General features: G+C 67.1%; 21 protein-coding genes and 1 pseudogene. 7 read left to right on the forward strand and 15 right to left on the reverse strand.

What is annotated here, in order from left to right:
- Positions 1–80: 80 nt before the first annotated feature.
- The 7 genes from rng to LGR64_RS12580 form a co-directional block, all read right to left on the reverse strand.
- Positions 81–1568, reverse strand: coding sequence for a ribonuclease G (gene rng / locus LGR64_RS12550; protein WP_013802635.1), 1488 nt, complete (start codon positions 1566–1568; stop codon positions 81–83).
- Positions 1569–1729: 161 nt separating this feature from the next.
- Positions 1730–2344, reverse strand: a complete 615-nt coding sequence (locus LGR64_RS12555) for a Maf family protein (protein WP_034393057.1) — start codon at positions 2342–2344, stop codon at positions 1730–1732.
- A 127-nt stretch (positions 2345–2471) separates the two neighbouring features.
- Positions 2472–2939, reverse strand: a complete 468-nt coding sequence (gene rlmH, locus LGR64_RS12560; protein WP_012205361.1) for a 23S rRNA (pseudouridine(1915)-N(3))-methyltransferase RlmH — start codon at positions 2937–2939, stop codon at positions 2472–2474.
- 21 nt (positions 2940–2960) lie between these two features.
- Complete coding sequence (gene rsfS, locus LGR64_RS12565; RefSeq protein ID WP_013802637.1) at positions 2961–3746, reverse strand: ribosome silencing factor; 786 nt, start codon at positions 3744–3746, stop codon at positions 2961–2963.
- Between the two features lie 249 nt (positions 3747–3995).
- Positions 3996–4955, reverse strand: a complete 960-nt coding sequence (gene hemF / locus LGR64_RS12570) for an oxygen-dependent coproporphyrinogen oxidase (protein WP_141836151.1) — start codon at positions 4953–4955, stop codon at positions 3996–3998.
- Between the two features lie 4 nt (positions 4956–4959).
- A complete protein-coding gene (gene purD, locus LGR64_RS12575) occupies positions 4960–6243 on the reverse strand; it encodes a phosphoribosylamine--glycine ligase (RefSeq protein ID WP_012205358.1) in 1284 nt (427 codons plus the stop codon).
- Positions 6240–6959 (reverse strand): YebC/PmpR family DNA-binding transcriptional regulator, encoded by a 720-nt coding sequence (locus tag LGR64_RS12580; RefSeq protein WP_012205357.1) that lies wholly within the window; start codon positions 6957–6959, stop codon positions 6240–6242. The genes purD and LGR64_RS12580 overlap by 4 nt, the downstream gene beginning before the upstream one ends.
- Positions 6960–7037: 78 nt before the next feature.
- Here LGR64_RS12580 and LGR64_RS12585 point away from each other — a divergent pair, with 78 nt between their 5' ends.
- The 3 genes from LGR64_RS12585 (at position 7038) to upp (ending at position 10375) form a co-directional block, all read left to right on the forward strand.
- The gene (locus tag LGR64_RS12585; protein ID WP_141836148.1) at positions 7038–8564 is read left to right on the forward strand and encodes a helicase HerA-like domain-containing protein; all 1527 of its coding nucleotides are present in this window, start codon (positions 7038–7040) and stop codon (positions 8562–8564) included.
- Positions 8565–8711: 147 nt separating this feature from the next.
- A complete protein-coding gene (locus tag LGR64_RS12590) occupies positions 8712–9689 on the forward strand; it encodes a threo-3-hydroxy-L-aspartate ammonia-lyase (RefSeq protein ID WP_034398468.1) in 978 nt (325 codons plus the stop codon).
- A 56-nt stretch (positions 9690–9745) separates the two neighbouring features.
- Positions 9746–10375 carry a uracil phosphoribosyltransferase gene (gene upp / locus LGR64_RS12595; protein WP_012205354.1) on the forward strand — a complete coding sequence of 210 codons (630 nt, stop codon included), beginning with the start codon at positions 9746–9748 and terminating at the stop codon, positions 10373–10375.
- Positions 10376–10447: 72 nt separating this feature from the next.
- Here the strand turns inward: upp and LGR64_RS12600 are convergent, their stop codons facing one another.
- The gene (locus LGR64_RS12600; protein WP_141836144.1) at positions 10448–11149 is read right to left on the reverse strand and encodes a YebC/PmpR family DNA-binding transcriptional regulator; all 702 of its coding nucleotides are present in this window, start codon (positions 11147–11149) and stop codon (positions 10448–10450) included.
- 263 nt (positions 11150–11412) lie between these two features.
- Between LGR64_RS12600 and LGR64_RS12605 the strand changes: the two are divergent.
- A pseudogene (locus LGR64_RS12605) lies at positions 11413–11552 on the forward strand (PQQ-dependent sugar dehydrogenase); the annotation flags it as partial.
- A 20-nt stretch (positions 11553–11572) separates the two neighbouring features.
- Here LGR64_RS12605 and LGR64_RS12610 read toward each other — a convergent pair.
- The 5 genes from LGR64_RS12610 to LGR64_RS12630 all read right to left on the reverse strand — a co-directional run bounded on the left by LGR64_RS12610 (position 11573) and on the right by LGR64_RS12630 (position 16638).
- On the reverse strand, positions 11573–12565 hold the full coding sequence (locus LGR64_RS12610; protein WP_097202503.1) for a tripartite tricarboxylate transporter substrate binding protein: 993 nt from the start codon (positions 12563–12565) through the stop codon (positions 11573–11575).
- A 63-nt stretch (positions 12566–12628) separates the two neighbouring features.
- Complete coding sequence (locus tag LGR64_RS12615; protein WP_141836141.1) at positions 12629–13462, reverse strand: amidohydrolase family protein; 834 nt, start codon at positions 13460–13462, stop codon at positions 12629–12631.
- Positions 13462–14625 (reverse strand): CoA transferase, encoded by a 1164-nt coding sequence (locus LGR64_RS12620; protein ID WP_141836138.1) that lies wholly within the window; start codon positions 14623–14625, stop codon positions 13462–13464. The genes LGR64_RS12615 and LGR64_RS12620 overlap by 1 nt, the downstream gene beginning before the upstream one ends.
- Before the next feature lie 58 nt (positions 14626–14683).
- Positions 14684–15688: a tripartite tricarboxylate transporter substrate binding protein gene (locus LGR64_RS12625; protein ID WP_034393042.1), complete on the reverse strand. Its 1005-nt coding sequence runs from the start codon at positions 15686–15688 to the stop codon at positions 14684–14686.
- 80 nt (positions 15689–15768) lie between these two features.
- Positions 15769–16638 (reverse strand): HpcH/HpaI aldolase/citrate lyase family protein, encoded by an 870-nt coding sequence (locus LGR64_RS12630; RefSeq protein ID WP_141836135.1) that lies wholly within the window; start codon positions 16636–16638, stop codon positions 15769–15771.
- A 75-nt stretch (positions 16639–16713) separates the two neighbouring features.
- Here LGR64_RS12630 and LGR64_RS12635 point away from each other — a divergent pair, with 75 nt between their 5' ends.
- Positions 16714–17631, forward strand: coding sequence for a LysR family transcriptional regulator (locus LGR64_RS12635; RefSeq protein ID WP_013802646.1), 918 nt, complete (start codon positions 16714–16716; stop codon positions 17629–17631).
- A 9-nt stretch (positions 17632–17640) separates the two neighbouring features.
- Here the strand turns inward: LGR64_RS12635 and LGR64_RS12640 are convergent, their stop codons facing one another.
- Positions 17641–18549 (reverse strand): LysR family transcriptional regulator, encoded by a 909-nt coding sequence (locus LGR64_RS12640; RefSeq protein WP_230355639.1) that lies wholly within the window; start codon positions 18547–18549, stop codon positions 17641–17643.
- Positions 18550–18656: 107 nt separating this feature from the next.
- Between LGR64_RS12640 and tam the strand changes: the two genes are divergently transcribed.
- Positions 18657–19430 (forward strand): trans-aconitate 2-methyltransferase, encoded by a 774-nt coding sequence (tam, locus tag LGR64_RS12645; protein ID WP_185751020.1) that lies wholly within the window; start codon positions 18657–18659, stop codon positions 19428–19430.
- Positions 19431–19449: 19 nt separating this feature from the next.
- Here tam and LGR64_RS12650 read toward each other — a convergent pair whose 3' ends face one another.
- A complete protein-coding gene (locus LGR64_RS12650) occupies positions 19450–19845 on the reverse strand; it encodes a VOC family protein (RefSeq protein WP_141836126.1) in 396 nt (131 codons plus the stop codon).
- A gap of 148 nt (positions 19846–19993) precedes the next feature.
- Between LGR64_RS12650 and LGR64_RS12655 the strand changes: the two genes are divergently transcribed.
- Positions 19994–21223, forward strand: a complete 1230-nt coding sequence (locus LGR64_RS12655; RefSeq protein ID WP_141836123.1) for a nucleoside recognition domain-containing protein — start codon at positions 19994–19996, stop codon at positions 21221–21223.
- The last annotated feature ends 21 nt before the right edge of the window (positions 21224–21244 follow it).

Consider the following 21244-nt stretch of genomic DNA (forward strand, 5'->3'; position numbering starts at 1 on the left):
CAAGAATGAGTTCAATTGAACCCATTCATTCACCAATAGATGAACTGCTATTGATAATGAATTAGCAGGATAAATACCGTTCACAGCAGCACGATGTCGTATTGCTCCTGTGCCATGGCCGTCTCGGCCTGCAGCGAGATGGGCTTCTTGATGAAGTCGGACAGGCCGGCCAGGTGCTGGCTTTCCTCGTCCAGGAACATCTCCACCACCTTGGGCGAGGCCACGATGCGGAACTCGCGCGGGTTGAACTGGCGCGCCTCGCGCAGGATTTCGCGCAGCACCTCGTAGCAGACGCTGCGCACGGTCTTCACATGGCCCTTGCCCTGGCAGACCGGGCAGGATTCGCACAGCATGTGGGCCAGCGATTCGCGCGTGCGCTTGCGCGTCATCTCCACCAGGCCCAACTGCGAGAAACCGCCCGCCATGGTCTTGACGCGGTCGCGCCCGAGCTGGCGCTTGAATTCGGACAGCACCTCGGCCTGGTGGTCGTCGCGCACCATGTCGATGAAGTCCACGATGATGATGCCGCCCAGGTTGCGCAGGCGCAGCTGGCGCGCGATCTGCTGGGCCGCTTCCAGGTTGGTCTTGAAGATGGTGTCGTCGAAGTTGCGCGCCCCCACGTAGCCGCCGGTATTGACGTCCACCGTGGTCAGCGCCTCGGTCTGGTCCACGATCAGGTAGCCGCCGGACTTGAGATCCACGCGGCGGCCCAGCGCACGGGCGATTTCCTCGTCGATGGCGAAGAGGTCGAAGATGGGCCGCTCGCCGCGGTAGTGCTGCAGCTTGGGCACGGCCGCCGGCATGTATTCCTGGCCGAAGGTCATGAGCAGGGCGAACTGCTCCTTGGAGTCGATGCGGATGCTCTGCGTGCCCTCGCCCACCAGATCGCGCAGCACGCGCTGCAGCAGGTTCAGGTCCTGGTGCAGCAGCGACATGGGCGGCAGGCGCACCGAGGCGTCCTTGATGCGGCTCCAGGTCTTGCGCAGGTAGCGGATGTCGTCGGCCAGCTCGGCGTCGCTGGAATCCTCGCCATTGGTGCGCAGGATGAAGCCGCCGCCCCCGCCGGTTTCCTTGGTGCCCACCAGGCCCTGCAGGCGGGCGCGCAGCGCGTCGCGCTCGCCCTGCGGGATTTTCTGCGAGATGCCAATATGGTCATCCTGGGGCAGCAGCACCAGCAATCGCCCCGCAATGCTGATCTGCGTGGACAGGCGCGCACCCTTGGTGCCGATCGGGTCCTTGATGACCTGCACCATGATGGTCTGGCCTTCGAAAACCTGCTTTTCGATGGGCACGACAGGCATGTCCTTGCGCGCGAACATGGGGGCCTCGCCCCCTTCCTGCCGCTGCCACACATCGGCCACATGCAGGAAGGCCGCGCGCTCCAGGCCGATGTCGATGAAGGCCGACTGCATGCCCGGCAGCACACGCGAGACCTTGCCCAGATAGACGTTGCCAACCAGGCCGCGCTCCAGCGGGCGCTCCATGTGCAGCTCCTGGACGGCGCCGTTCTCGATGATGGCCACGCGCGTTTCCTGTGGCGACCAATTGATCAGAATGTCTTGCTGCATGCTGTGCCTGTGGTGTGCTTTGTCGTTTGTATTTCTCGGCCATGGCGGCCCGGCAATCATTGCGCCGGTGGCCGCTTGCCACTATCTTGCCGCGCCATCCGCTGCCATCGGCGGTCTGCGCATGCCTGCACGCCCCTGCGGGCCAAGGTCGGGGAGCCGGCCTACAGTGCCCAGCCCAGCTCGCGCAGCAGCGCCGCCGTCTCGAACAGCGGCAGGCCCATGATGCCCGAGTAGCTGCCGTGCAGCCACTGCACATGGGCCGCCGCGCGGCCCTGTATGCCATAGGCGCCGGCCTTGCCCATGGGCTCGCCCGAGGCCACATACGCGTCGATCTGCTGCGCGCTCATGGCCGAGAAGCAGACCTGGGACACCGACAGCGCAGCCAGGCGCCGCGCGCCGTGCTGTATGGCGACGGCGGTCAGCACCTCGTGCTCGCGGCCCGCAAGCGCGGTCAGCATGCGGCGGGCATCGTCGGCATCGGCAGGCTTGCCAAGAATGCGGCCATCCAGCGCCACCGTGGTGTCCGAGCACAGCACGGGCGCCACAGCCAGGGCGCGGCGCGCATGGCGGGCCACGGCTGCATCGAGCTTGAGCGCGGTGACGCGCTGCACATAGTCGCGCGCTGCCTCATCGGCCAGTTCGGCCTCTATGGCCTCGGCATCTTCGGCAATGTCGCCCTCAGCGTTGGGCAGCAAAAGCTCATGGGCCACACCCAGCTGCTCCAGCAGCTGGCGGCGGCGGGGGCTCTGGGAGGCAAGGTAGATGAATGGCGGCATGATAAGAATGAGAAATGCCTTCAGCCCTTTGTTGCAAAGCGCTGAAGGCTATCAAAATCATAGTATCACGAGATCCTCGGATCCGCGTGACAGGGCCGCTGGCAGAGCCTGGGAGCCGGGACAGGCCCTATTCCCGGTGGTAGGGATGGCCGGCGTTGACCGACCAGGCACGGTACAGCTGCTCGATGAGCAGCACCCGCACCATGGCATGCGGCAGGGTCAGGTCCGACAGGCGGATGCGCTCGTGCGCAGCCTGCCTGAAGGCGGGGTCCAGTCCGTCCGGGCCGCCGATGATCAGGGCCACGTCGTCGCCCTCCAGCTGCCAGCCCTGCAGGCGCTGGGCCAGCGCCTTGGTCGTCAGATTGGTGCCGCGCTCATCGAGCACGACGATGCGCGTGCCGCGCGGAATGGCGGCCTCGATGCGCTTGCGCTCGGCCGCGTACAGGGTCTCGACCGTCTTGGAGCCACGCGGCTCGGTCTTGACGGCCTTGAGTTCAACCTTGAGCTCCGGGGGAAAGCGCTTGGCATAGTCGTCGTAGGCCGTCTGCGCCCAGTCGGGCACATGCTGGCCCACGGCCACGATCAACAGCTTCATGCAGCGTCAGTCCCGAACCGTTCAGGCCTTCGCGCGGGGAGCGCGCTTGGCGGCCGGCTTGGCAGCGGCACCTGCCTTGGGCTTGGCGGGAGCGCGGTTGACCACCACGGTCTTGATGGCCTTGGGCGCTGCCGTCTTGCGGGCCGGCGCCTTGGCGGCGGCAGACTTCACGGCGGCAGACTTGGGAGCGGCCGACTTTGCAGCAGCCGTACGGGATGCGGCCGGCTTGGCGGCTGCGGAACGGGGCGCAGCGGCCTTGGCAGGAGCTGCCTTCTTGGCAGCGGGCTTCTTGCCTGCAGCAGGTGCAGCGGCAGAAGCGGCCTTCTTGGCAGCAGGCTTGGCGGCCGTTGCAGCAGCCTTCTTGGAAGCGGCCTTCTTGGCCTTTTCCTCGGCCTTGTCGGTGGCGGCCGAGCGCGTGGGCTTGGGAGCACCCAGCTTCAGGCGCACAGGCGTCTCGCCCCAGATCTCTTCCAGGCGGTAGTACTGGCGGATGGCTGGCTGCATGACATGGACCACGGCCTGGCCGCAGTCCACGATGATCCACTCGCCGTTTTCTTCGCCTTCCTGGCGCGGCACGGGAAAACCGGCCTGCTTGACGGCGTCGCGCACGCTGGAGGCCAGCGCCTTGGTCTGGCGGTTGGAGGTGCCCGCAGCCACGATCACGCGCTCGAACAGCGGCGAGAGCTTCTCGGTATTGAAGACCTGGATGTCTTGGGCCTTGACGTTTTCGAGGCCGTCAACAATGGCGCGTTGCAGCTTGGTCACGTCGCGCTTGGCTGCGGAATCCGATTTGGTGGAAGTGGTCATCAGGCGGTGATCAGTGGAATAGAAATGGGATCAATATAGCGCGAGCGCCGTGCGGCCCGTAGAGGGCTTGGCTGTAGCGGCGCTCCAAAATGCATGGAGTTCGCCCACAGATCGCCGGAAGATTTCGCGCCGAAGAAAGTGGAGAACGCAGCCAACGCTGCGCCTCAAGCTATTGAAATTATAGTTTTGCCGCCTATTCCCTTGCACGCGCGGATTTCGCCACGCGGCCGGAGATGGCGGCAATGGAACTCAAAGCCAGTCGCGGCGCACCAGGAATTGCTCCAGCAGCGCCCGCTCGGGCGTGCCGGGCGCGTCCTCGCGCTGGTAGCTCCAGCTCGCATGCGGGGGCATGGACAGCAAGATGGATTCCGTGCGCCCGCCGGACTGCAGGCCGAAGTGCGTGCCCCGGTCCCAGACCAGGTTGAACTCCACGTAGCGGCCGCGGCGGTAGCGCTGGAAATCGACCTGCTGCTGCCCGTAGTCCATGGCCTGGCGGCGCTCGACGATGGGCAGGTAGGACTCCAGAAAGGCATCGCCCACCGAACGCAGCATGTCGAAGCTGCGCGTCTGGCCCAGCTCAGAGAAGTCGTCGAAGAAGATGCCGCCGATGCCGCGCTGCTCGTTGCGGTGCTTCAGGCAGAAGTACTCGTCGCACCAGGTCTTGAAGCGCGGGTAGAGCGTGTCGCCAAAAGGCGCCAGCGCATCGCGGCAGACGCGGTGAAAGTGCTGTGCATCTTCCTCGAAGCCGTAGACCGGTGTCAGGTCCATGCCGCCGCCGAACCAGCAGGTGGGCTCGTTGCCCGGATGCCCTGCCGCACCTGAGCCAGCCGCAATCATTCGCACATTCATGTGTACCGTAGGCACAAAAGGATTGCGCGGATGGAAGACCAGGGACACGCCCATGGCCTCGAACGGCGCACCCGCCAGTTCAGGCCGGTGCTGCGTGGCCGAGGGCGGCAGCTGCGGCCCGCGCACATGCGAGAAGCCGCAGCCCGCGCGCTCGAACACGCAGCCGCCCTCCATGATGCGGGTGATGCCATCGCCCTGCAGGCGCTCGCCGGGGCCCTTGCTCCAGGCGTCGGATAGAAAGCGTGCTCCGCCCTCGCCTTCCACCTGCTCCAGCGCCTGCGTGATGCGGGCCTGCAGGCCCGTCAGGTACTCGCGCACCTGCGCCACGGGCAGCGCCTGCCCGGTCGATTGCTCTGCCATGGACTCAGTTCTTCACAGCACGGAAGCCGATGTCGCGGCGGTACTGGGCACCATCGAAATGGATGCCGCGCGCCACGTCATAGACCTTTTGCTGGGCCTGCTTGACGCTGTCGGCCAGCACGGTGACACACAGCACGCGGCCACCGCTGGTGACGGGCACGCCGTCCTTGAGCTGGGTGCCGGCATGGAAGACCATGGCATCGGCGGCGTCCTGCGGCAGCCCGCTGATGGCATCGCCCTTGCGCGGGTCCTCGGGATAGCCGGCCGCAGCCATGACCACGCCCAGCGCCGTGCGGCGGTCCCATTGCAGCTCGACCTGGTCGAGCTTGGCATCGGTGGCCGCCAGCATGACGTCCACCAGATCGCTCTTGAGGCGCATCATGATGGGCTGGGTCTCGGGGTCGCCCATGCGGCAGTTGAACTCCAGCGTCTTGGGATGGCCGGACGCGTCGATCATCAGGCCCGCATAGAGGAAGCCGGTGTAGGGAATGCCGTCCTTTTCCATGCCGCGGATGGTCGGCAGGATGATCTCGCGCATGGCGCGGGCATGCACGTCGGCCGTGACCACGGGCGCGGGCGAGTAGGCGCCCATGCCGCCCGTGTTCGGGCCCTGGTCGCCGTCCTTCAGGCGCTTGTGGTCCTGGCTGGTTGCCAGGGCCAGGACGTTCTTGCCGTCGCACAGCACGATGAAGCTGGCTTCCTCGCCAGCGAGGAATTCCTCGATCACCACGCGGGCACCGCCGTCGTTGTGGGCCACGCCGTACTTGTTGTCCACGAGCATGAAGTCCACGGCGTCGTGGGCTTCCTGCAGCGTTGTCGCAACGACCACGCCCTTGCCTGCGGCCAGGCCGTCGGCCTTGACCACGATGGGCGCACCCAGGCGGTCCACGTAGGCATGGGCCGCCACCGGGTCGGTGAAGGTTTCATAGAGCGCCGTGGGGATGCCGTGGCGCGCCATGAAGTCCTTGGAGAAGGCCTTGGAGCTTTCCAGCTGGGCGGCCGCCTTGGAGGGGCCGAAGATGCGCAGGCCGTGGGCGCGGAACTCATCGACCACGCCGGCAGCCAGCGGAGCCTCGGGGCCGACCACGGTCAGCGCGACCTTCTCGGCCTGTGCCCACTCGCGCAGCGCCTGCGGGTCGGTGATGTTGAGGTTTTCCACCTTGCCGCCGGCCAAGCCCGTGCCACCGTTGCCGGGGGCCACATAGACCTTGGTCGATTTCGGCGATTCAGCCAGTTTCCACGCCAGGGCGTGCTCGCGGCCTCCGCCACCAATCACAAGAATTTTCATAGTTCAGCGTTGTGGTAGACGTCCTGTACGTCATCCAGGTCTTCGATCATGTCCAGCAGCTTTTGCATGCGGGCTGCGTCATCGCCTTGCAGGGCGATGGTGTTTTCCGGGCGCATGGTGACTTCAGCCACCTCCGGCGTCAGGCCCTTGGCCTGCAGCGCGTCGCGCACGGTTTCGAACTCTGCGGGTGCGGTCAGCACCTCGATGGCTCCCTCGTCATCGGTGATCACGTCCTCGGCGCCGGCCTCCAGAGCCACTTCCATGATCTGGTCCTCGTCGCTTCCGGGAGCGAAGATCAGTTGTCCGACATGCTTGAACTGGAAGGACACGGAACCTTCCGTGCCCATGTTGCCACCGTACTTGCTGAAGGCGTGACGCACATCCGCCACAGTGCGCACGCGATTGTCGGTCATGGTGTCCACGATGATGGCCGCGCCGCCAATGCCATAGCCTTCGTAGCGGATTTCCTCGTAGGTCACGCCTTCGAGGTTGCCCGTGGCCTTGTCGATGTTGCGCTTGATGTTGTCGGCCGGCATGTTGGCCGCCTTGGCCTTTTCCACCGCCAGGCGCAGGCGCGGGTTGGCGCTGAGATCGCCCCCTCCCGTGCGTGCCGCCACCATGATTTCACGGATGATGCGAGTCCAGACCTTGCCGCGCTTTTCGTCCTGGCGGCCTTTGCGGTGCTGGATATTGGCCCATTTACTGTGTCCTGCCACAGGCTGTCCTTTGATATTGATTTAACCTTGCGGCTGGGATTTTACTTTTGACCGCATGCTCCCCCGAGGAAACCCGAAATGGCCGCTCCACTTCTGATCGCCCGCCACTCTGCCACAGAATGCCTGCTGCTGCCCGCACTGGCCAATCGACATGGCCTGATCACGGGCGCCACCGGCACCGGCAAGACCGTGACGCTGCAGAAAATGGCCGAGGGATTCTCCGAGATCGGCGTGCCGGTGTTCATGGCCGACATCAAGGGAGACCTGTCCGGCATCAGCCAGGCAGGCAGCACAGGCGCCAAGATGGCGGCCTCCCTGCAGGAGCGCGGCATCGAGATTCCCCAGCCCCTGGCCTGCCCCACCACGCTGTGGGACGTGTTCGGCGAGCTGGGCCACCCGGTGCGCGCCACGGTCTCGGACATGGGGCCGCTGCTGATCGGCCGCATGCTGGCCCTGAACGACACGCAGATGGGCGTGCTCAACCTGGTCTTCAAGATTGCCGACGACAACGGACTGCTGCTGCTGGACCTCAAGGACCTGCGGTCCATGCTCCAGCATGTGGGCGACAACGCCAAGCAGTTCACCACCGAGTACGGCAACATCAGCGCGGCCAGCGTGGGCGCCATACAGCGCGGGCTGGTGGCCATCGAGTCGCAGGGCGGTGACAAGTTCTTTGGCGAGCCCATGCTCGACATCAACGACCTGATGCAGACCGATGCCGGCGGCAAGGGCGTGGTCAACATCCTGGCCGCCGAGAAGCTGATGAATTCGCCGCGCCTGTACTCCACCTTCCTGCTGTGGATGCTGTCCGAGCTGTTCGAGCGCCTGCCCGAGATCGGCGACCCCGACAAGCCCAAGCTGGTCTTCTTCTTCGACGAGGCCCACCTGCTGTTCAACGACGCGCCCAAGGTGCTGCTCGAACGCATCGAGCTGGTGGTGCGCCTGGTGCGCTCCAAGGGCGTGGGCGTGTATTTCGTCACGCAAAACCCGATGGACGTGCCCGACAGCGTGCTGGCCCAACTGGGCAACCGCGTGCAGCATGCGCTGCGCGCCTTCACGCCGCGCGACCAGAAGGCCGTCAAGGCCACGGCCACCACCATGCGGCCCAAGCCCGGCCTGGATATCGAGGCCGCCATCACCGAGCTGGCCGTGGGCGAGGCCCTGGTGAGCTTCCTCGACGACAAGGGACGCCCCGGCATCACCGAGCGTGCCTACGTGATCCCGCCCGGCAGCCAGATCGGCCCCATCAACGAGGAGCAGCGCAAGACCCTGCTGGCACAGTCGCTGGTGGCCGGCGTCTATGAAAAGGCGGTGGACCGCGAGTCGGCCTACGAGGTGCTGCGCGGCCGCACTGCAGCGGCCGGCGACGGCGCAGCGCCAACAGGCACGGGCCCGGCCGGTGCCACGCCTGCGGCGAGCGAAGGGGGCGCCATGATGGACGGGCTCAAGGACCTGCTGTTCGGCACCACGGGCCCGCGCGGCGGCAAGCACGACGGCCTGGTGCAGACCATGGCCAAGTCCACCATGCGCACCATGGGCAACTCGCTGGGCAAGGAGATCCTGCGCGGCGTGCTCGGCGGCATCCTGGGCAACAAGAAGCGCTGAAGCACTGGCGCACCGGCCCTGCGCCGCATCAAACACCATAGCACCCAGCCGTTGCCATGCAACGGCTGGCGCATTTCAGGGCTCTGAAAGCCCGCGCATGCGGCTATGATCGAAAGCGCCTCCATCCACTTTGCGGAACCGCACGCCATGACGACGAACAGCCCTCCCTCGCTGCCCACCTATGACGATGTCGCCGCCGCCGCTCGCCGGCTGGAAGGCGTGGCCCACCGCACACCGATACTGCGCAGCCGCACCGCCGACGAGCTGCTGGGCGCCCAGCTGTTCTTCAAGTGCGAGAACCTGCAGCGCACGGGCGCCTTCAAGATACGCGGCGCCTACAACGCGCTGTCGCAGTTCACGCCCGAGCAGCGCAAGCGCGGCGCACTGGCATTCTCTTCGGGCAACCATGCCCAGGCCGTGGCACTGGCCGCGCAGATGCTGGACATGCCCGCGCTCATCGTCATGCCCGAGGATGCCCCCGCCTCCAAGATGGCAGCCACACGCTCCTACGGCGCCCAGGTGGTGACCTATGACCGCTTCACCGAAGACCGCGAGGCCATCTCCCGCCGCCTGGCCGACGAGCGCGGCATGACGCTGATCCCGCCGTTCAACCACCGCGACGTGATCGCCGGCCAGGGCACGGCAGCCAAGGAACTGTTCGAAGAGGTGCCCGACCTGGACTACCTGTTCGTCTGCCTGGGCGGCGGCGGCCTGCTGTCGGGCAGCCTGCTGGCAGCCGGACAGCTCGCCCCGCGCTGCAAGGTCTACGGCGTCGAGCCCCAGGCCGGCGACGATGCCCGCCAGTCGCTGCGCGCAGGCCAGATCGTGCAGATCCCCACGCCCCACACCATTGCCGACGGCGCCCAGACCCAGTCCATCGGCGATATCACATTCGCCATCATCCGCGAGCATGTGGAAGATATCCTGGCCGTGGCGGACGAGCATCTGGTGCAGGCCATGCGCTTTTACGCGGAACGCAAGAAAATCGTGGTCGAACCCACGGGAGCGCTCTCGCTGGCGGGCGCCCTGCATGGCGGGGTTGCGCTGTCGGGCGCGCGCGTGGGCATTCTGATCAGCGGCGGCAATGTGGACCTGGCGCGCTACGCACGCTTTCTGCACGACTGAACCGCCCCCTGGCGCCGGCCGCAAATGCCGGCGCCCCTTTTTTCCAGAAGAAAACCATGAGTACTCTGCACCTGATCGACCACCCGCTGGTCCAACACAAGCTCACGCTGATGCGCCGCAAGGAAGCCAGCACCAACAGCTTTCGCCGCATGCTGGGCGAGCTGTCCACGCTGATGGCCTATGAGATCACGCGCGACATGCCGCTGCAGGACATCGAGATCGAAACCCCGCTGGAGACCATGACCGGCAAGGTCATCGACGGCAAGAAGCTGGTGCTGGTGTCCATCCTGCGCGCCGGCAACGGTTTCCTCGACGGCATGCTCAACGTCGTGCCCGGTGCGCGCATCGGCCACATCGGCCTGTACCGCGACCCCGAGACGCTGCAGCCCGTCGAGTACTACTTCAAGATGCCTTCCGAGATGGAAGAGCGCGACGTGCTGGTCGTCGATCCCATGCTGGCCACGGGCAACTCGGCCGCAGCCGCCGTGGCGCGCCTCAAGCAACTGAACCCGAAGTCCATCAAGTTCATGTGCCTGCTGGCAGCGCCCGAAGGCGTGGCCACCATGCAAAAGGCCCATCCCGACGTGGACATCTACACTGCCGCCGTGGACCGCCAGCTGGACGCGCACGGCTACATCCTGCCGGGCCTGGGCGACGCGGGCGACCGCATCTTCGGCACCAAGTAGGCTTGGTGCACGCACCCACAAAAAAGCCGCACATCGTGCGGCTTTTTTGCTGGGGAGCGGGGGGCAGCGGGATCAATCCACCAGCCCCGCGTAGACGTGCTGCACGTCATCATCGTTCTCGATGCCGGCCAGGAAGTCCTGCACTTCCTCCTGCTGCTCGGCCGACAGGCTGGCCATGCTGATCGGCGTCTTGGCCTTGTAGCCCAGCTTGGCCGACAGCACCTTGAAGCCCTGGGCCGGCAGCGCCTTGCTCACGGTATCCAGGTCCGTCGGGTCGGTGATGAACAGCGTCGTGCCCTCTTCCTCGCCGGGCTCGAAGTCCTGTGCGCCGGCCTCGATGGCGGCCAGCTCGGCATCGGCACCGCCTTCGGGCTCGCCCTCGATCATGCCCACATGGTCGAAGTCCCAGGCCACGGCCGTCATCTGGCCCTTGCGGAAGCACACGCGCATGTTGGGCGCCGTGCGGTTCACGTTGTCGGTCAGGCACTCGATCATCACGGGCACGCGGTTGGGGCCGTAGCCTTCATAGACCACGCGTTCGTAGTTGACGGCATCGGCACCCACGCCCGAGCCCTTCTTGATCGCACGCTCGAGCGTGTCCTTGGGCATGGAGGCCTTGCGGGCGGCTTCCACGGCCATGCGCAGGCGCGAGTTGCCTGCCGGATCGGCGCCGGCGCGCGCCGCGACGATGATTTCCTTGGCCAGCTTGCCAAACAGCTTTCCCTTGGCATCGGCGACCAGCGCCTTGCCCTTTGCTTTCCATTGCGCGCCCATGGCTGCTTTTCCCTTGCGGATTCTCTGGTGGGTAGGAGGCGCCGCCGACCGCCCCACGCAGGGACCCGGCCCGGCGCCGAAAGAGCGCTGTTTATACACCCGCGCAAGTGGCTGCGCGGGCTTTTTGCGCAGTGGTTGACAGGGCGCCGCTGGCTCTGGCCGCGTCGTGCATGATGTTTGCCAGATCAAAGCCGGCCGACTGCGCATCGTGCACGGTGACGGGCGCCTCGCGCCGGCACCGGCTGGCCTGCCCCCTGTGGACAGGCAAGGTGACCGCCAGCGAGAGGTGCTGCCGCGCCTGGGCCAGCGCGTCCGTGATGTCCGCCAGGGACCGGACGGCTGGCTTTACCTGCTGACGGACGCCCAGGACGGGCAGTTGCTGCGCGTCACCGCCACGCCCTGAGCCCCGTCACGCGCGGCGGCTCACTGCACGGTGATGCCGTTGGCCTTGACCACGGCATCCCAGCGCTTGCGCTCGGCCGCCACGAAGCCCGTGAAGGCGGCGGAGGAACTGCCCACGGGCGTCAGGCCCAGCTTTTCAAGGCTGGCGCGCGTGGCCGGCAAAGCCAGGGCCTTTTGCACCAGGTCCTGCAGCTTCTGCACGGTGTCGGGCGCCGTGCCCGCAGGCAGGAAGAAGCCGTTCCACTCCGTCACCTCGAAGCCCTTGATGCCGCTTTCCGCCACCGTGGGCACGTCGGGCAGGTCCGGCATGCGCTTGGCCGAGGACACGGCCAGCGCCTTGAGCTTGCCGCCCTTGACGTAGTTGATGCTGGAGGCCGCGTTGGCAAAGTACACATCGACCTGGCCGCCCATGACATCGACGATGGCGGGCGCCCCGCCCTTGTAGGGAACGTGGACGGCATCGAACTTGGCGTCTGCCTTGAGCAGTTCCGTCGCCATCTGGGCCAGGCTGCCCGGACCGTAGGAGGCATAGGTGAGCCTGCCGGGCTTTTGCCGCGCGGCATTCATGAAGTCGGCCAGGCTGTTGTAGGGCGAGGACGGCGCCGCCACGAGAATGTTGGGCACGCTGATGGCCTGGGACACGGCAATGAAATCCTTGGCCGGGTCATAGGGCAGCTTGCGCAGGGCCGGGTTGATGGCGAAGGACGATGCGTCATACAGCACCGTATAGCCATCGGCCTTGGCGCGCGCCACGAGGGCGGCACCGATGGCGCCGCTGGCGCCAGCCTTGTTGTCCACCACCACGGTCTGGCCCGAGACCTCGCCCAGCGCCTTGGCGATGATGCGCGCCGCATTGTCCGCACCGCCACCGGCCGAGAACGGCACGACGACCGTGATGGCCTGTGCGGCCGGATAGTCGGCCGCATGCAGCGTGCCCTGGAACAGGCCCAGCCCCGCCCCAATACCCAAGGCCAGCACCGTCATGGCGGGCTGCAGTGTCTTGATCTTCTTCACGTTTCTGTCTCCTGTTGCTCAATGGTGAAAACCTGGGCTGCGAGGCTTGCGTGCCCCGCGCCCTCAATCGAATCCGTACAGCTCGGCGGCGTTGTCCACCAGCACGCGGGCGCGCAGCGCCGCATCGGGAATCCAGCGTGACAACAGCGCCAGCAGCATGGGGGTCTGCGGCGGATGGGCAGCTTCGGTGACATGGGGCCAGTCGCTGCCCCAGACCAGGCGCTGCGGGGCCTCGGCCACCCAGGCCTGCGCCAGCGCGTCGCAGTCGGCATAGCCTGCGGCCAGGCCCGCACGGCTGTTCAGATACGGGCCCGAGAGCTTGACCCAGGCCCTGCCCTGCTGCACCAGCCCGCGGACCACGCCGAAGGCGGGCTGGTGTACGCCAGCGCCGTCAGCACTGTCAGCGAGCCGCGCCATGTGGTCGAACAACAGGGTGCATGGCAGCCGCTGCAGCAGCGCCGCATGGGCCTCGATCTGGCTGGCCAGCCAGTGCAGTTGAACATGCCAGCCCAGCGCGGCAATGCGCTCGGCCAACGGCTCCAGCATGTCCAGCCGCACGGCTGCATCGTGCTCGGTGTGCAGCGAAAAGCGGATGCCGCGGATGCCGCCGTCATGCAGCGCCTGCAACTGTGCGTCGGTGATCTCGGGGTGCACCACGGCAATGCCGCGCGTGCTTGCAGCGCCCAGCGACTGGATGGCGTGCAGCGTGACCCGGTTGTCCGTGCCATGCGCACGCGGCTGGACGATGACGGCGCGCTCCAGCCCCATGGCGCCGCGCAGCTGCGCATAGTCGGCAGCCGTGGCATGGGCGCCAAAACGCGTATCAAAACGCGTACCAAATCGCGGATCGAAGACGTGCAGATGGGCGTCGCAGGCGCCTGCAGGCAGCGCGTGCATCAGAGGCTCTCTTGCGCGGCGGCCTTCAGCGCCTCGGTATGCTGGCCCAGCGTGGGCGCGGCAAAGGCCGGCGGGCCGGGCGTGCGGTCGAATTCGACGGCGCCGGCAAAGCCCCGGTAGCTGCCCAGGGTCGGGTGCTCGAAGCGGGTGACCATGCCCTCGGCCTGCACCTGCGGGTCGTCGAACATGTCTTCCACCGTGCGAGCCGCCGCGCAGGGTACTTCCTCGCCAAACAAGGCTTCCCATTCCAGTGCGCTGCGCCCCGCCAACGCCTGGCGCAGCAGGGGCACCAGCACGTCGCGGTGCTGGGCGCGCTTGCGCACGGAGTCGTAGCGCTCGTCGCTGGCCACCTCGGGCAGATCCAGCTTGCGGCACAGCGCCGCCCAGAAATGCGCGGTGTTGGCCGAAATGTAGAGATAACCTTCGCGCGTCGGGTGGATGCCCGTGATGCCGCCGGAGCGCATGTCGCGCCCCACCTCGCGCGGCTCGCCCTCGGCCCAGACCATGCGTGCGGATTGCATGGTCAGCGCCGCGCGCAGCAGGGACACGCCCACATGCTGGCCCAGCCCGCTTTTCTCGCGCTCGTACAGCGCCGACGACACGCCGCCCGCCACCAGGGCCGAGGCGTAGTAGTCCACCACGGAGCCATAGAGAATCTCGGGCGGCCCGCCTGCCTTGCCCTGCATGGCGCACATGCCGGTCATGGTCTGCAGCACCTGGTCGTAGCCCGCCTTGGCCTTGAGCGGTCCGCGGCTGCCATAGCCGGTGACGCTGCAGTAGATGAGGCGTGGGTTGATGGCGGCCAGTTGCGCAAAACCGATGCCCAGCCGCTCGGGCACGCCGGGCCGGAAGTTGTGGACCAGCACATCGGCCTCGCGCACCAGGCGCAGCAGCACGGCGTGGTCGGCCTCATCCTTCAGGTCCAGCACCATGCCCCACTTGCTGCGGTTCACGCCCAGGAAGGCGCGGCTTTCAGCTTCCAGCGTGGAGGGGTACTTGCGCAGGTTGTCGCCCACGGGCGGCTCGACCTTGATGACCTCGGCGCCCTGGTCCGCCAGCAGCGAGCAGCCATAAGGCCCCGCGATATAGGCGCTCAGATCCAGCACGCGCACACCGCTGAGCGGGCCTTTCGGTCCCTGGCGTTCACCGGGCACAAAACTCATTCGTTTCTCCTGATAGGGAAGCGGGAAGGCCTGGGGCACCTCCCGCCAAAGGCCGGGTTCAATCGGCCTGGATATTGCGGTCCTTGGCGAGCTGCTTCCAGCGCGCCACGTCGCTGCGGATCACTTGTGCGAACTGCTGCGGCGTCACGGGGTTGGCAATGGCGCCTTCGCGCAGGAAGCTGGCCTGGATGGTCGGCTTGGCCAGCACCTGGTTCACGGCCTGGTTGAGGCGGTCCACGATGTCGGCGGGCGTGCCCGCAGGCGCCAGCAGCCCCCACCACAGATCGAATTCGTAGCCCGGGATGGCCGTTGCCATGGGCGTCAGGTCCGGCGCAATGGGGCTGGGCTTGAGACTGGTGATGCCGATGGCGCGCAGCTTGCCGTTGCGCACCATGGGCAGAATGGACGGGCCGCTGGAGACCAGCATCTGCACCTGGTTGCCGATCACGTCGGTCACGGCCGGACCCTGGCCCTTGTAGGGCACATGCATGATGTCCATGCCCGGCACCATGGAGCGCATCATCTCGGTCGCGAAGTGGTTGATGCTGCCGGTGCCCGAGGTGGCGTAGTTGAACTGGCCCGGGCTGGCCTTGATGGCGCGCACCAGATCCTGCGGCGTCCTGGCCGGGAATTCGTTGTTCACGGCCACCACCAGCGGGCCCTTGGCAAACATGGCCACGGGCGCCAGGTCCTTGACGGGGTCGAAGGGCATCTTGGCCTGTACCGCAGCATTCGTGGTCATGCTGGACGAGACCGCCACCAGCGTGTAGCCGTCCGCCGTCGCCTTGGCCACCGAGGCCGTGCCGGTATTGCCGCTGGCGCCGGGCCGGTTGTCCACGATCACGGTCTGCTTGAGCAGATCGCCCATTTCCTTGGCCACCTGGCGTGCGAACACGTCGTTGGAGCCACCCGGCGGATAGGGAACCACCATGGTGATGGCCTTGGACGGGAAGGCGCCCTGCGCCATCAATCCCGGCGAAGCCAGCCCGGCCAGCGTGGCCACCGTTGTGGTGGCGGCCAGCGCCACCAGCCTGCGCCGCGCGCGGCAATGGGAAATGCTCATGTCTTTGTCTCCTGTACTGTTTCTTGTCATGGGGATGCCCGGCATGCGGGATGCCGGGGCACCGGATTGCCGGCGCCCGTTCAGGCCGCCAGCAGCCCCTGTGCATGCGCCGCAGCCACGATGGCTTGGGCACGCAGCACAAAGGGCTTGTCCACCATCTTTCCGTCCACCACATAGGCGCCCAGGGCGTTGGCATCTGCCTGGCGGGCCGCCTCCACCACCTTCAGGGCGTGCCCGATTTCCTGCTCGGTGGGCTGGTAGACCGCATTGGCCAGGGCGATCTGGCTGGGGTGTATGCAGGTCTTGCCCAGAAAGCCCAGGCCGCGCGACAGGCGGGCCTCGGCGCTGAAGCCTTCGCTGTCGCGGATGTCGGCAAAGGCGCCGTCGTAGGCGTAGACGCCGGCCTCGGCGGCGGCCATGCGCACGGCAAACAGCGCCTGGGCAATGGCGGCGGGCTCACGCCGGTTCACGCCAAAGGGCTCGAACAGATCGCCCAGCCCCATCTGGAGGCCGGCCACGCTGGCATGGGCGCTGGCCAGTTCGGCAGCGCAGCGCAGGGCGCGGGGTGTTTCTATGTTGAGCAGCAGGCCAGGCGCCTGGGCCACGCCGTTGGCATCTGCCGCCTCGGCAATGCGCTGTGCGGCCTCGCGCACCTGCTGCACGGTCTCGGGCTTGGGCAGGTTGATGAGGTGCACGCCGTCGCGCACCATCTCGGCGATGTCGGCGCCGAAATGCGGCGTATCCATGGCGTTGACGCGCACGATCAGCGTCTTGCCATGGCCCCGGCTTTCAGGGCTGAGCAGGAAGCTGCGCAGCAGGCCGCGCGCCTCGTCCTTGCGGGCCTCGGCCACCGCGTCCTCCAGGTCGAAGGACAGTGCGTCGGCGTCGCCGGCCAGGGCCTTGGCGAACAGCTCGGGACGCGATGCGGGAACAAACAGTTTGCTTCTCATGCACCGCATTGTGGGCGGCAGAAAGCCAAGAGAAACACAGGTAATATTTGTTCAAACCACACAAATTCTTTGTTTATGGAAACCAGCTACCTGCACAGCTTCCTGCTCGTGGTCGAGACGGGCTCCATGGCCGAGGCCGCGCGGCGCCTGAACATCACGGCCGCCGCCGTGGCCCAGCAGATCCGCATCCTGGAGCGCGAGTTCGACGCCCCCCTGCTGGCCCGCGCAGGCCGCACCGTGCTGCCCACCCCAGCCGGCCACCGGCTGTCGCAATCGGCCCCGCTGCTGCTGCGCGAGCTGGCCAACGCCAAGACCCATGTCAACCATGAGGGCGCCGACGGCGAGCTGGTGATAGGCACCATCAACACGGCTCTGCACAGCCTGCTGCCCGACATCCTGGCGGGCTTTGTGAAGAAGTGCCCGCAGACCAAGGTCTTCCTGCGCTCGGCCACCACGCGCGAGCTGTACCAGGCCGTGCAGCAGGGCGAGCTGGATGCGGCTGTCTGCCTGCACCCCTCATTCGCCCTGGCCAAGACCTTCGACTGGACACTGCTGCGCGAGGAGCCGCTGGTGCTGCTGGTGCCGCACCAGCTGGCGCACCTGGACCCGCACACGCTGCTGCGCACCCAGCCGCTGATCCGCTATGACCGCAGCCTGGGCGGTGGGCAAATGGTGGAGCGCTACCTGCGCGCCGCGCAGATTGCGCCGCAGGAACGCTTTGAACTGAGCTCGCTGGTGGCCATTGCCATGATGGTGGAGCGCGGCCTGGGCGTTTCGCTGGTGCCAGACACGGCACTGAACCTGCCCGATGGCCAGGGCGTGGTGCGCCTGGCCCTGCCCGAGGAATCGCAGTCGCGGCGCTTTGGCGTGATGTGGCTGCGCTCGTCGGCACGGCTGCCGCTGATCCACAGGCTGGTGGACTGCGCACGCACCGTGGTCAAGCAGCGCGGCGGCCCGCGCGCTGCCGCACGCGCAGCAACCAGGACACCGTAGCCCGCGCCGTCAGGACTCCGCCACGGCCGCCGTGGCAACCAGGTCCTGGAACCTGCGCAGCACGGCCGACGCATCGCCCACGCGCGTGGCCAGATGCAGGGGAGCGGCCAACCCGGGGCACTGGGACAGCGCACGGTAGACAATGCCGTCGCTGCGCAGGCGCTGCATGGAGGCCGGCACGATGGACAGCCCCAGCCCTGCCGAGACCAGGCTCAGCGTGGCCGTCATGCGCGGCGCCTCCTGCACCACGCGCGGGCTGAAACCCGCCTCCAGGCAGGCCTTGAGAATGGCGTCGTACAGGCCCTGCCCTACCCTGCGCCGGTACAGCACGAAATCCTCCGAGGCGAGCTGCGGCAAAGGCACGGGCCGGCGCAATGGGCGTGCCAGCGCATGCCCTGCAGGCAGGGCCAGCAGCATGGGCTCCTCCAGAATCGGCACGGCCTGCACCCCCTGGCTGCCATGCAGCGGCGAGCGCACAAAGGCCGCGTCCAGCCGCTCGTGCAGCAATGCATCCATGAGTTCACCCGTGCCCGCCTCCTCCAGTGCCACGGCCACGCCGGGCACCTGCTGGCGGAACATGCGCAGCACGCCGGGGACAAAGGGATGCAGCGCGGCCGAACTGGTGAAGCCCACGGCCAGCCGGCCCGTCTCGCCCCGGGCGGCGCGGCGCACCACCTCGGCCAGCACGTCACAGCGCTCCAGCAGCGCCTTGGACTCTTCCAGCAGCGCCAGCCCCGCCGCCGTGGGCCGCACGCCGCGCGGCAGGCGCTGCACCAGCTCCACGCCCAATTCGTGTTCCAGGCCCTGCAGCAATCGCGTCAGCGGCGGCTGCTGCATGCTCAGCCGCTCGGCCGCACGCGTGATGTGACCTTCCTCGGCGATGGCGACAAAGGCGCGCAGTTGGCGAAGCTCGGGCACGTCAATACTTTCAAGGTATGGGAAAACTTCAATTGTGGCATTTGCAATCATGGATGGACGGATTTACGCTCGCGCCCCACAAACACACCTACCTGAAAGGCAACACGATGACCTGGTCCGCAAAGCAGTACACAACGTTCGAGCAGGAGCGCACTCGCCCCGTGCGCGACCTGGTGGCCGCCATTCCCGATCTGCCTGGCCGCGCCGTGCGGCTGGCCGTGGACCTGGGCTGCGGCCCCGGCAACTCCACCGAGGTCCTGGCCCAGCGCTTCCCCGAGGCCACCGTGACGGGACTGGACAATTCCGAGGACATGCTGGACGCCGCACGCAAGCGGCTGCCGGGCACGGCCTTCTCCCTGGCCGACATCGCCACCTGGCAGCCCGACCAGCCGCAGGAAGTGATCCTGGCCAATGCCTCGCTGCAGTGGCTGCCCGACCACCAGCAGCTTTACCCGCGCCTTGTCAGCCACCTGGCACCCGGTGGCAGCCTGGCCGTGCAGACGCCGGACAACCTGGAAGAACCGGCCCACCGGCTGGCGCGCGAAGTGGCCGCCAGCGGCCCATGGGCCGCCACGATTGGCGATGTGCGCCACCCCGCACGTCACAGCGCGGACTTCTACTACGCCCTGCTTCGCCCGCACTGCAGCAACGTCGATGTCTGGCGCACCACCTACTTCCACCCGCTGGCGGGCGGCCATGCTGCAGTGGTTGAGTGGTTCAAGGGTTCGGCGCTGCGTCCCTTCGTCGCGCCGCTGGATGAGGAACAAAAGGCCGGCTTCTACGCAGCGTATCTGCAGGCCATCTCCCAGGCCTACCCCGCGCTGGACGATGGCACGGTGCTGCTGCCCTTCCCCAGGCTGTTCATCGTGGCCAGCCGCTGAAGCGGTGCGCCTTCAGCCCTCAGCGCGCAGGATGCGGCTCGATAAGATCCCACAGATTGCCGTAGAGGTCTTCGAACACGGCCACGGTGCCGTGGGGCTTGCGCTGGGGGTCCTGTACAAAGCGCACGCCGCGCGAGCGGTAGGCCTCGAAGTCACGCAGGCAGTCGTCGGTCTGCAGGAACAGGAACACGCGCCCGCCCGTCTGGTTGCCCACGCGCGCGGCCTGTTCCTCATTCGTGGCGCGGGCCAGCAGCAGGCGCACACCGCCGCCAACCGGGGCCACGGTGACCCAGCGCTTGCCCTCGGACAGGGCGGTGTCCTCGATCAGCACGAAGCCCAGCGCGCCCACATAAAAGCGCAGCGCCTCGTCATAGTCGCGCACAGCGACGCTCACCTGTCCTATCACCTGGGGCATGGAATCCTTTGCAGCAATGGTGCGGTCCTCGGACCGCGGGGCCGCGAGGATAACGGAGCCCTGTCAATGCCCTGCCGCCCTGGCCCGTAAGCCCTGCGGCTGGCCCCACAATGGCGGCTTGCAATTGCCTCGTGAGGGACGGGAATCCATGCTGAATGCCTTGTGGCTGGGCTTTTTTCTGGTGGCGGCCGTGGCTGCGCTGGCGCAATGGCTGGTCGGCGGCCAGGCCGGGATTTTCTCGGCCATGGTGCAGGCGCTGTTTGCCATGGCCAGGCTGTCGGTCGAGGTCATGGTGCTGCTGTTCGGCACGCTGACGCTGTGGCTGGGCTTTCTGCGCATCGCAGAGAAGGCCGGCGTGGTGGAGTGGCTGGCGCGCGTGCTGGGCCCGTTGTTCGCCAGGCTCATGCCCGAGGTGCCGCGCGGCCATCCGGCCCTGGGCCTGATCACGCTGAACTTCGCGGCCAACGGGCTGGGACTGGACAACGCGGCCACGCCCATGGGCCTGAAGGCCATGCGCTCGCTGCAGGAGCTCAATCCTCGGCCCGACACCGCCACCAATGCGCAGATCCTGTTCCTGGTGCTCAACGCCTCGTCGCTGACCCTGCTGCCCGTGACCATCTTCATGTACCGCATGCAGCAAGGCGCGCCCGATCCCACCCTGGTCTTTCTGCCGATCTTGCTGGCCACCTCGGCCTCGACCCTGGTCGGCCTGCTGGCCGTGGCCGCCGTGCAGAGGCTGCCGCTGTGGAGCCCCGTGGTGCTGGGCTATCTGCTGCCGCTGGGCCTGGCGCTGGCGGGCTTCATGGCCTTTCTGGCCACGCTGTCGGCGGCTGCACTGGCCCAGCTGTCATCGCTGCTGGGAAACCTGACGCTGTTTGCCCTGATCGTGCTGTTCGTCACCCTGGGCGCCTGGCGCAAGGTCGCGGTCTACGACAGCTTCATCGAAGGCGCCAAGGAAGGCTTTGACGTGGCCAAGGGCCTGCTGCCCTATCTGGTGGCCATGCTCTGCGCCGTGGGCGTGTTCCGCGCATCGGGTGCGCTGGAGTATGCGCTGTCGGGCATACGCTGGGTGGTCGATGCCCTGGGCATGGACGCGCGCTTCGTGGACGCCCTGCCCACGGCCCTGGTCAAACCCTTCTCGGGCAGCGCGGCGCGCGCCATGCTGATCGAGACCATGCAGACCCAGGGCGTGGACAGCTTCGCCGCCCTGGTGGCCGCCACCATCCAGGGCAGCACCGAAACCACTTTCTACGTTCTGGCCGTCTACTTCGGCGCCGTAGGCATACAGCGCGCCCGTCATGCCGTGCCCTGCGCCCTCATCGCCGAACTGGCCGGCGTGGCGGCGGCCATCGTCGTCTGCTACAAGTTCTTTGGATGACAGCACAGCGTATTGCATATC

Origin of the sequence: Delftia sp. Lp-1, from assembly GCF_020523835.1 — a bacterium.
GTDB lineage: Bacteria > Pseudomonadota > Gammaproteobacteria > Burkholderiales > Burkholderiaceae_C > Comamonas > Comamonas acidovorans.

Bases quoted from the DNA above. Each gene is read 5' to 3' on its own strand.
- LGR64_RS12655 (WP_141836123.1), top strand. From the start codon at position 19,994: ATGCTGAATGCCTTGTGGCTGGGCTTTTTTCTGGTGGCGGCCGTGGCT.
- LGR64_RS12620 (WP_141836138.1), bottom strand. From the start codon at position 14,625: ATGAGTTTTGTGCCCGGTGAACGCCAGGGACCGAAAGGCCCGCTCAGC.
- LGR64_RS12600 (WP_141836144.1), bottom strand. From the start codon at position 11,149: ATGGGCGCGCAATGGAAAGCAAAGGGCAAGGCGCTGGTCGCCGATGCC.
- upp (WP_012205354.1), top strand. From the start codon at position 9,746: ATGAGTACTCTGCACCTGATCGACCACCCGCTGGTCCAACACAAGCTC.
- purD (WP_012205358.1), bottom strand. From the start codon at position 6,243: ATGAAAATTCTTGTGATTGGTGGCGGAGGCCGCGAGCACGCCCTGGCG.
- LGR64_RS12615 (WP_141836141.1), bottom strand. From the start codon at position 13,462: ATGCACGCGCTGCCTGCAGGCGCCTGCGACGCCCATCTGCACGTCTTC.
- tam (WP_185751020.1), top strand. From the start codon at position 18,657: ATGACCTGGTCCGCAAAGCAGTACACAACGTTCGAGCAGGAGCGCACT.
- LGR64_RS12635 (WP_013802646.1), top strand. From the start codon at position 16,714: ATGGAAACCAGCTACCTGCACAGCTTCCTGCTCGTGGTCGAGACGGGC.
- LGR64_RS12650 (WP_141836126.1), bottom strand. From the start codon at position 19,845: ATGCCCCAGGTGATAGGACAGGTGAGCGTCGCTGTGCGCGACTATGAC.
- hemF (WP_141836151.1), bottom strand. From the start codon at position 4,955: ATGGCAGAGCAATCGACCGGGCAGGCGCTGCCCGTGGCGCAGGTGCGC.
- rlmH (WP_012205361.1), bottom strand. From the start codon at position 2,939: ATGAAGCTGTTGATCGTGGCCGTGGGCCAGCATGTGCCCGACTGGGCG.
- LGR64_RS12630 (WP_141836135.1), bottom strand. From the start codon at position 16,638: ATGAGAAGCAAACTGTTTGTTCCCGCATCGCGTCCCGAGCTGTTCGCC.
- LGR64_RS12555 (WP_034393057.1), bottom strand. From the start codon at position 2,344: ATGCCGCCATTCATCTACCTTGCCTCCCAGAGCCCCCGCCGCCGCCAG.
- rng (WP_013802635.1), bottom strand. From the start codon at position 1,568: ATGCAGCAAGACATTCTGATCAATTGGTCGCCACAGGAAACGCGCGTG.
- LGR64_RS12625 (WP_034393042.1), bottom strand. From the start codon at position 15,688: ATGAGCATTTCCCATTGCCGCGCGCGGCGCAGGCTGGTGGCGCTGGCC.
- LGR64_RS12585 (WP_141836148.1), top strand. From the start codon at position 7,038: ATGGCCGCTCCACTTCTGATCGCCCGCCACTCTGCCACAGAATGCCTG.
- rsfS (WP_013802637.1), bottom strand. From the start codon at position 3,746: ATGACCACTTCCACCAAATCGGATTCCGCAGCCAAGCGCGACGTGACC.
- LGR64_RS12590 (WP_034398468.1), top strand. From the start codon at position 8,712: ATGACGACGAACAGCCCTCCCTCGCTGCCCACCTATGACGATGTCGCC.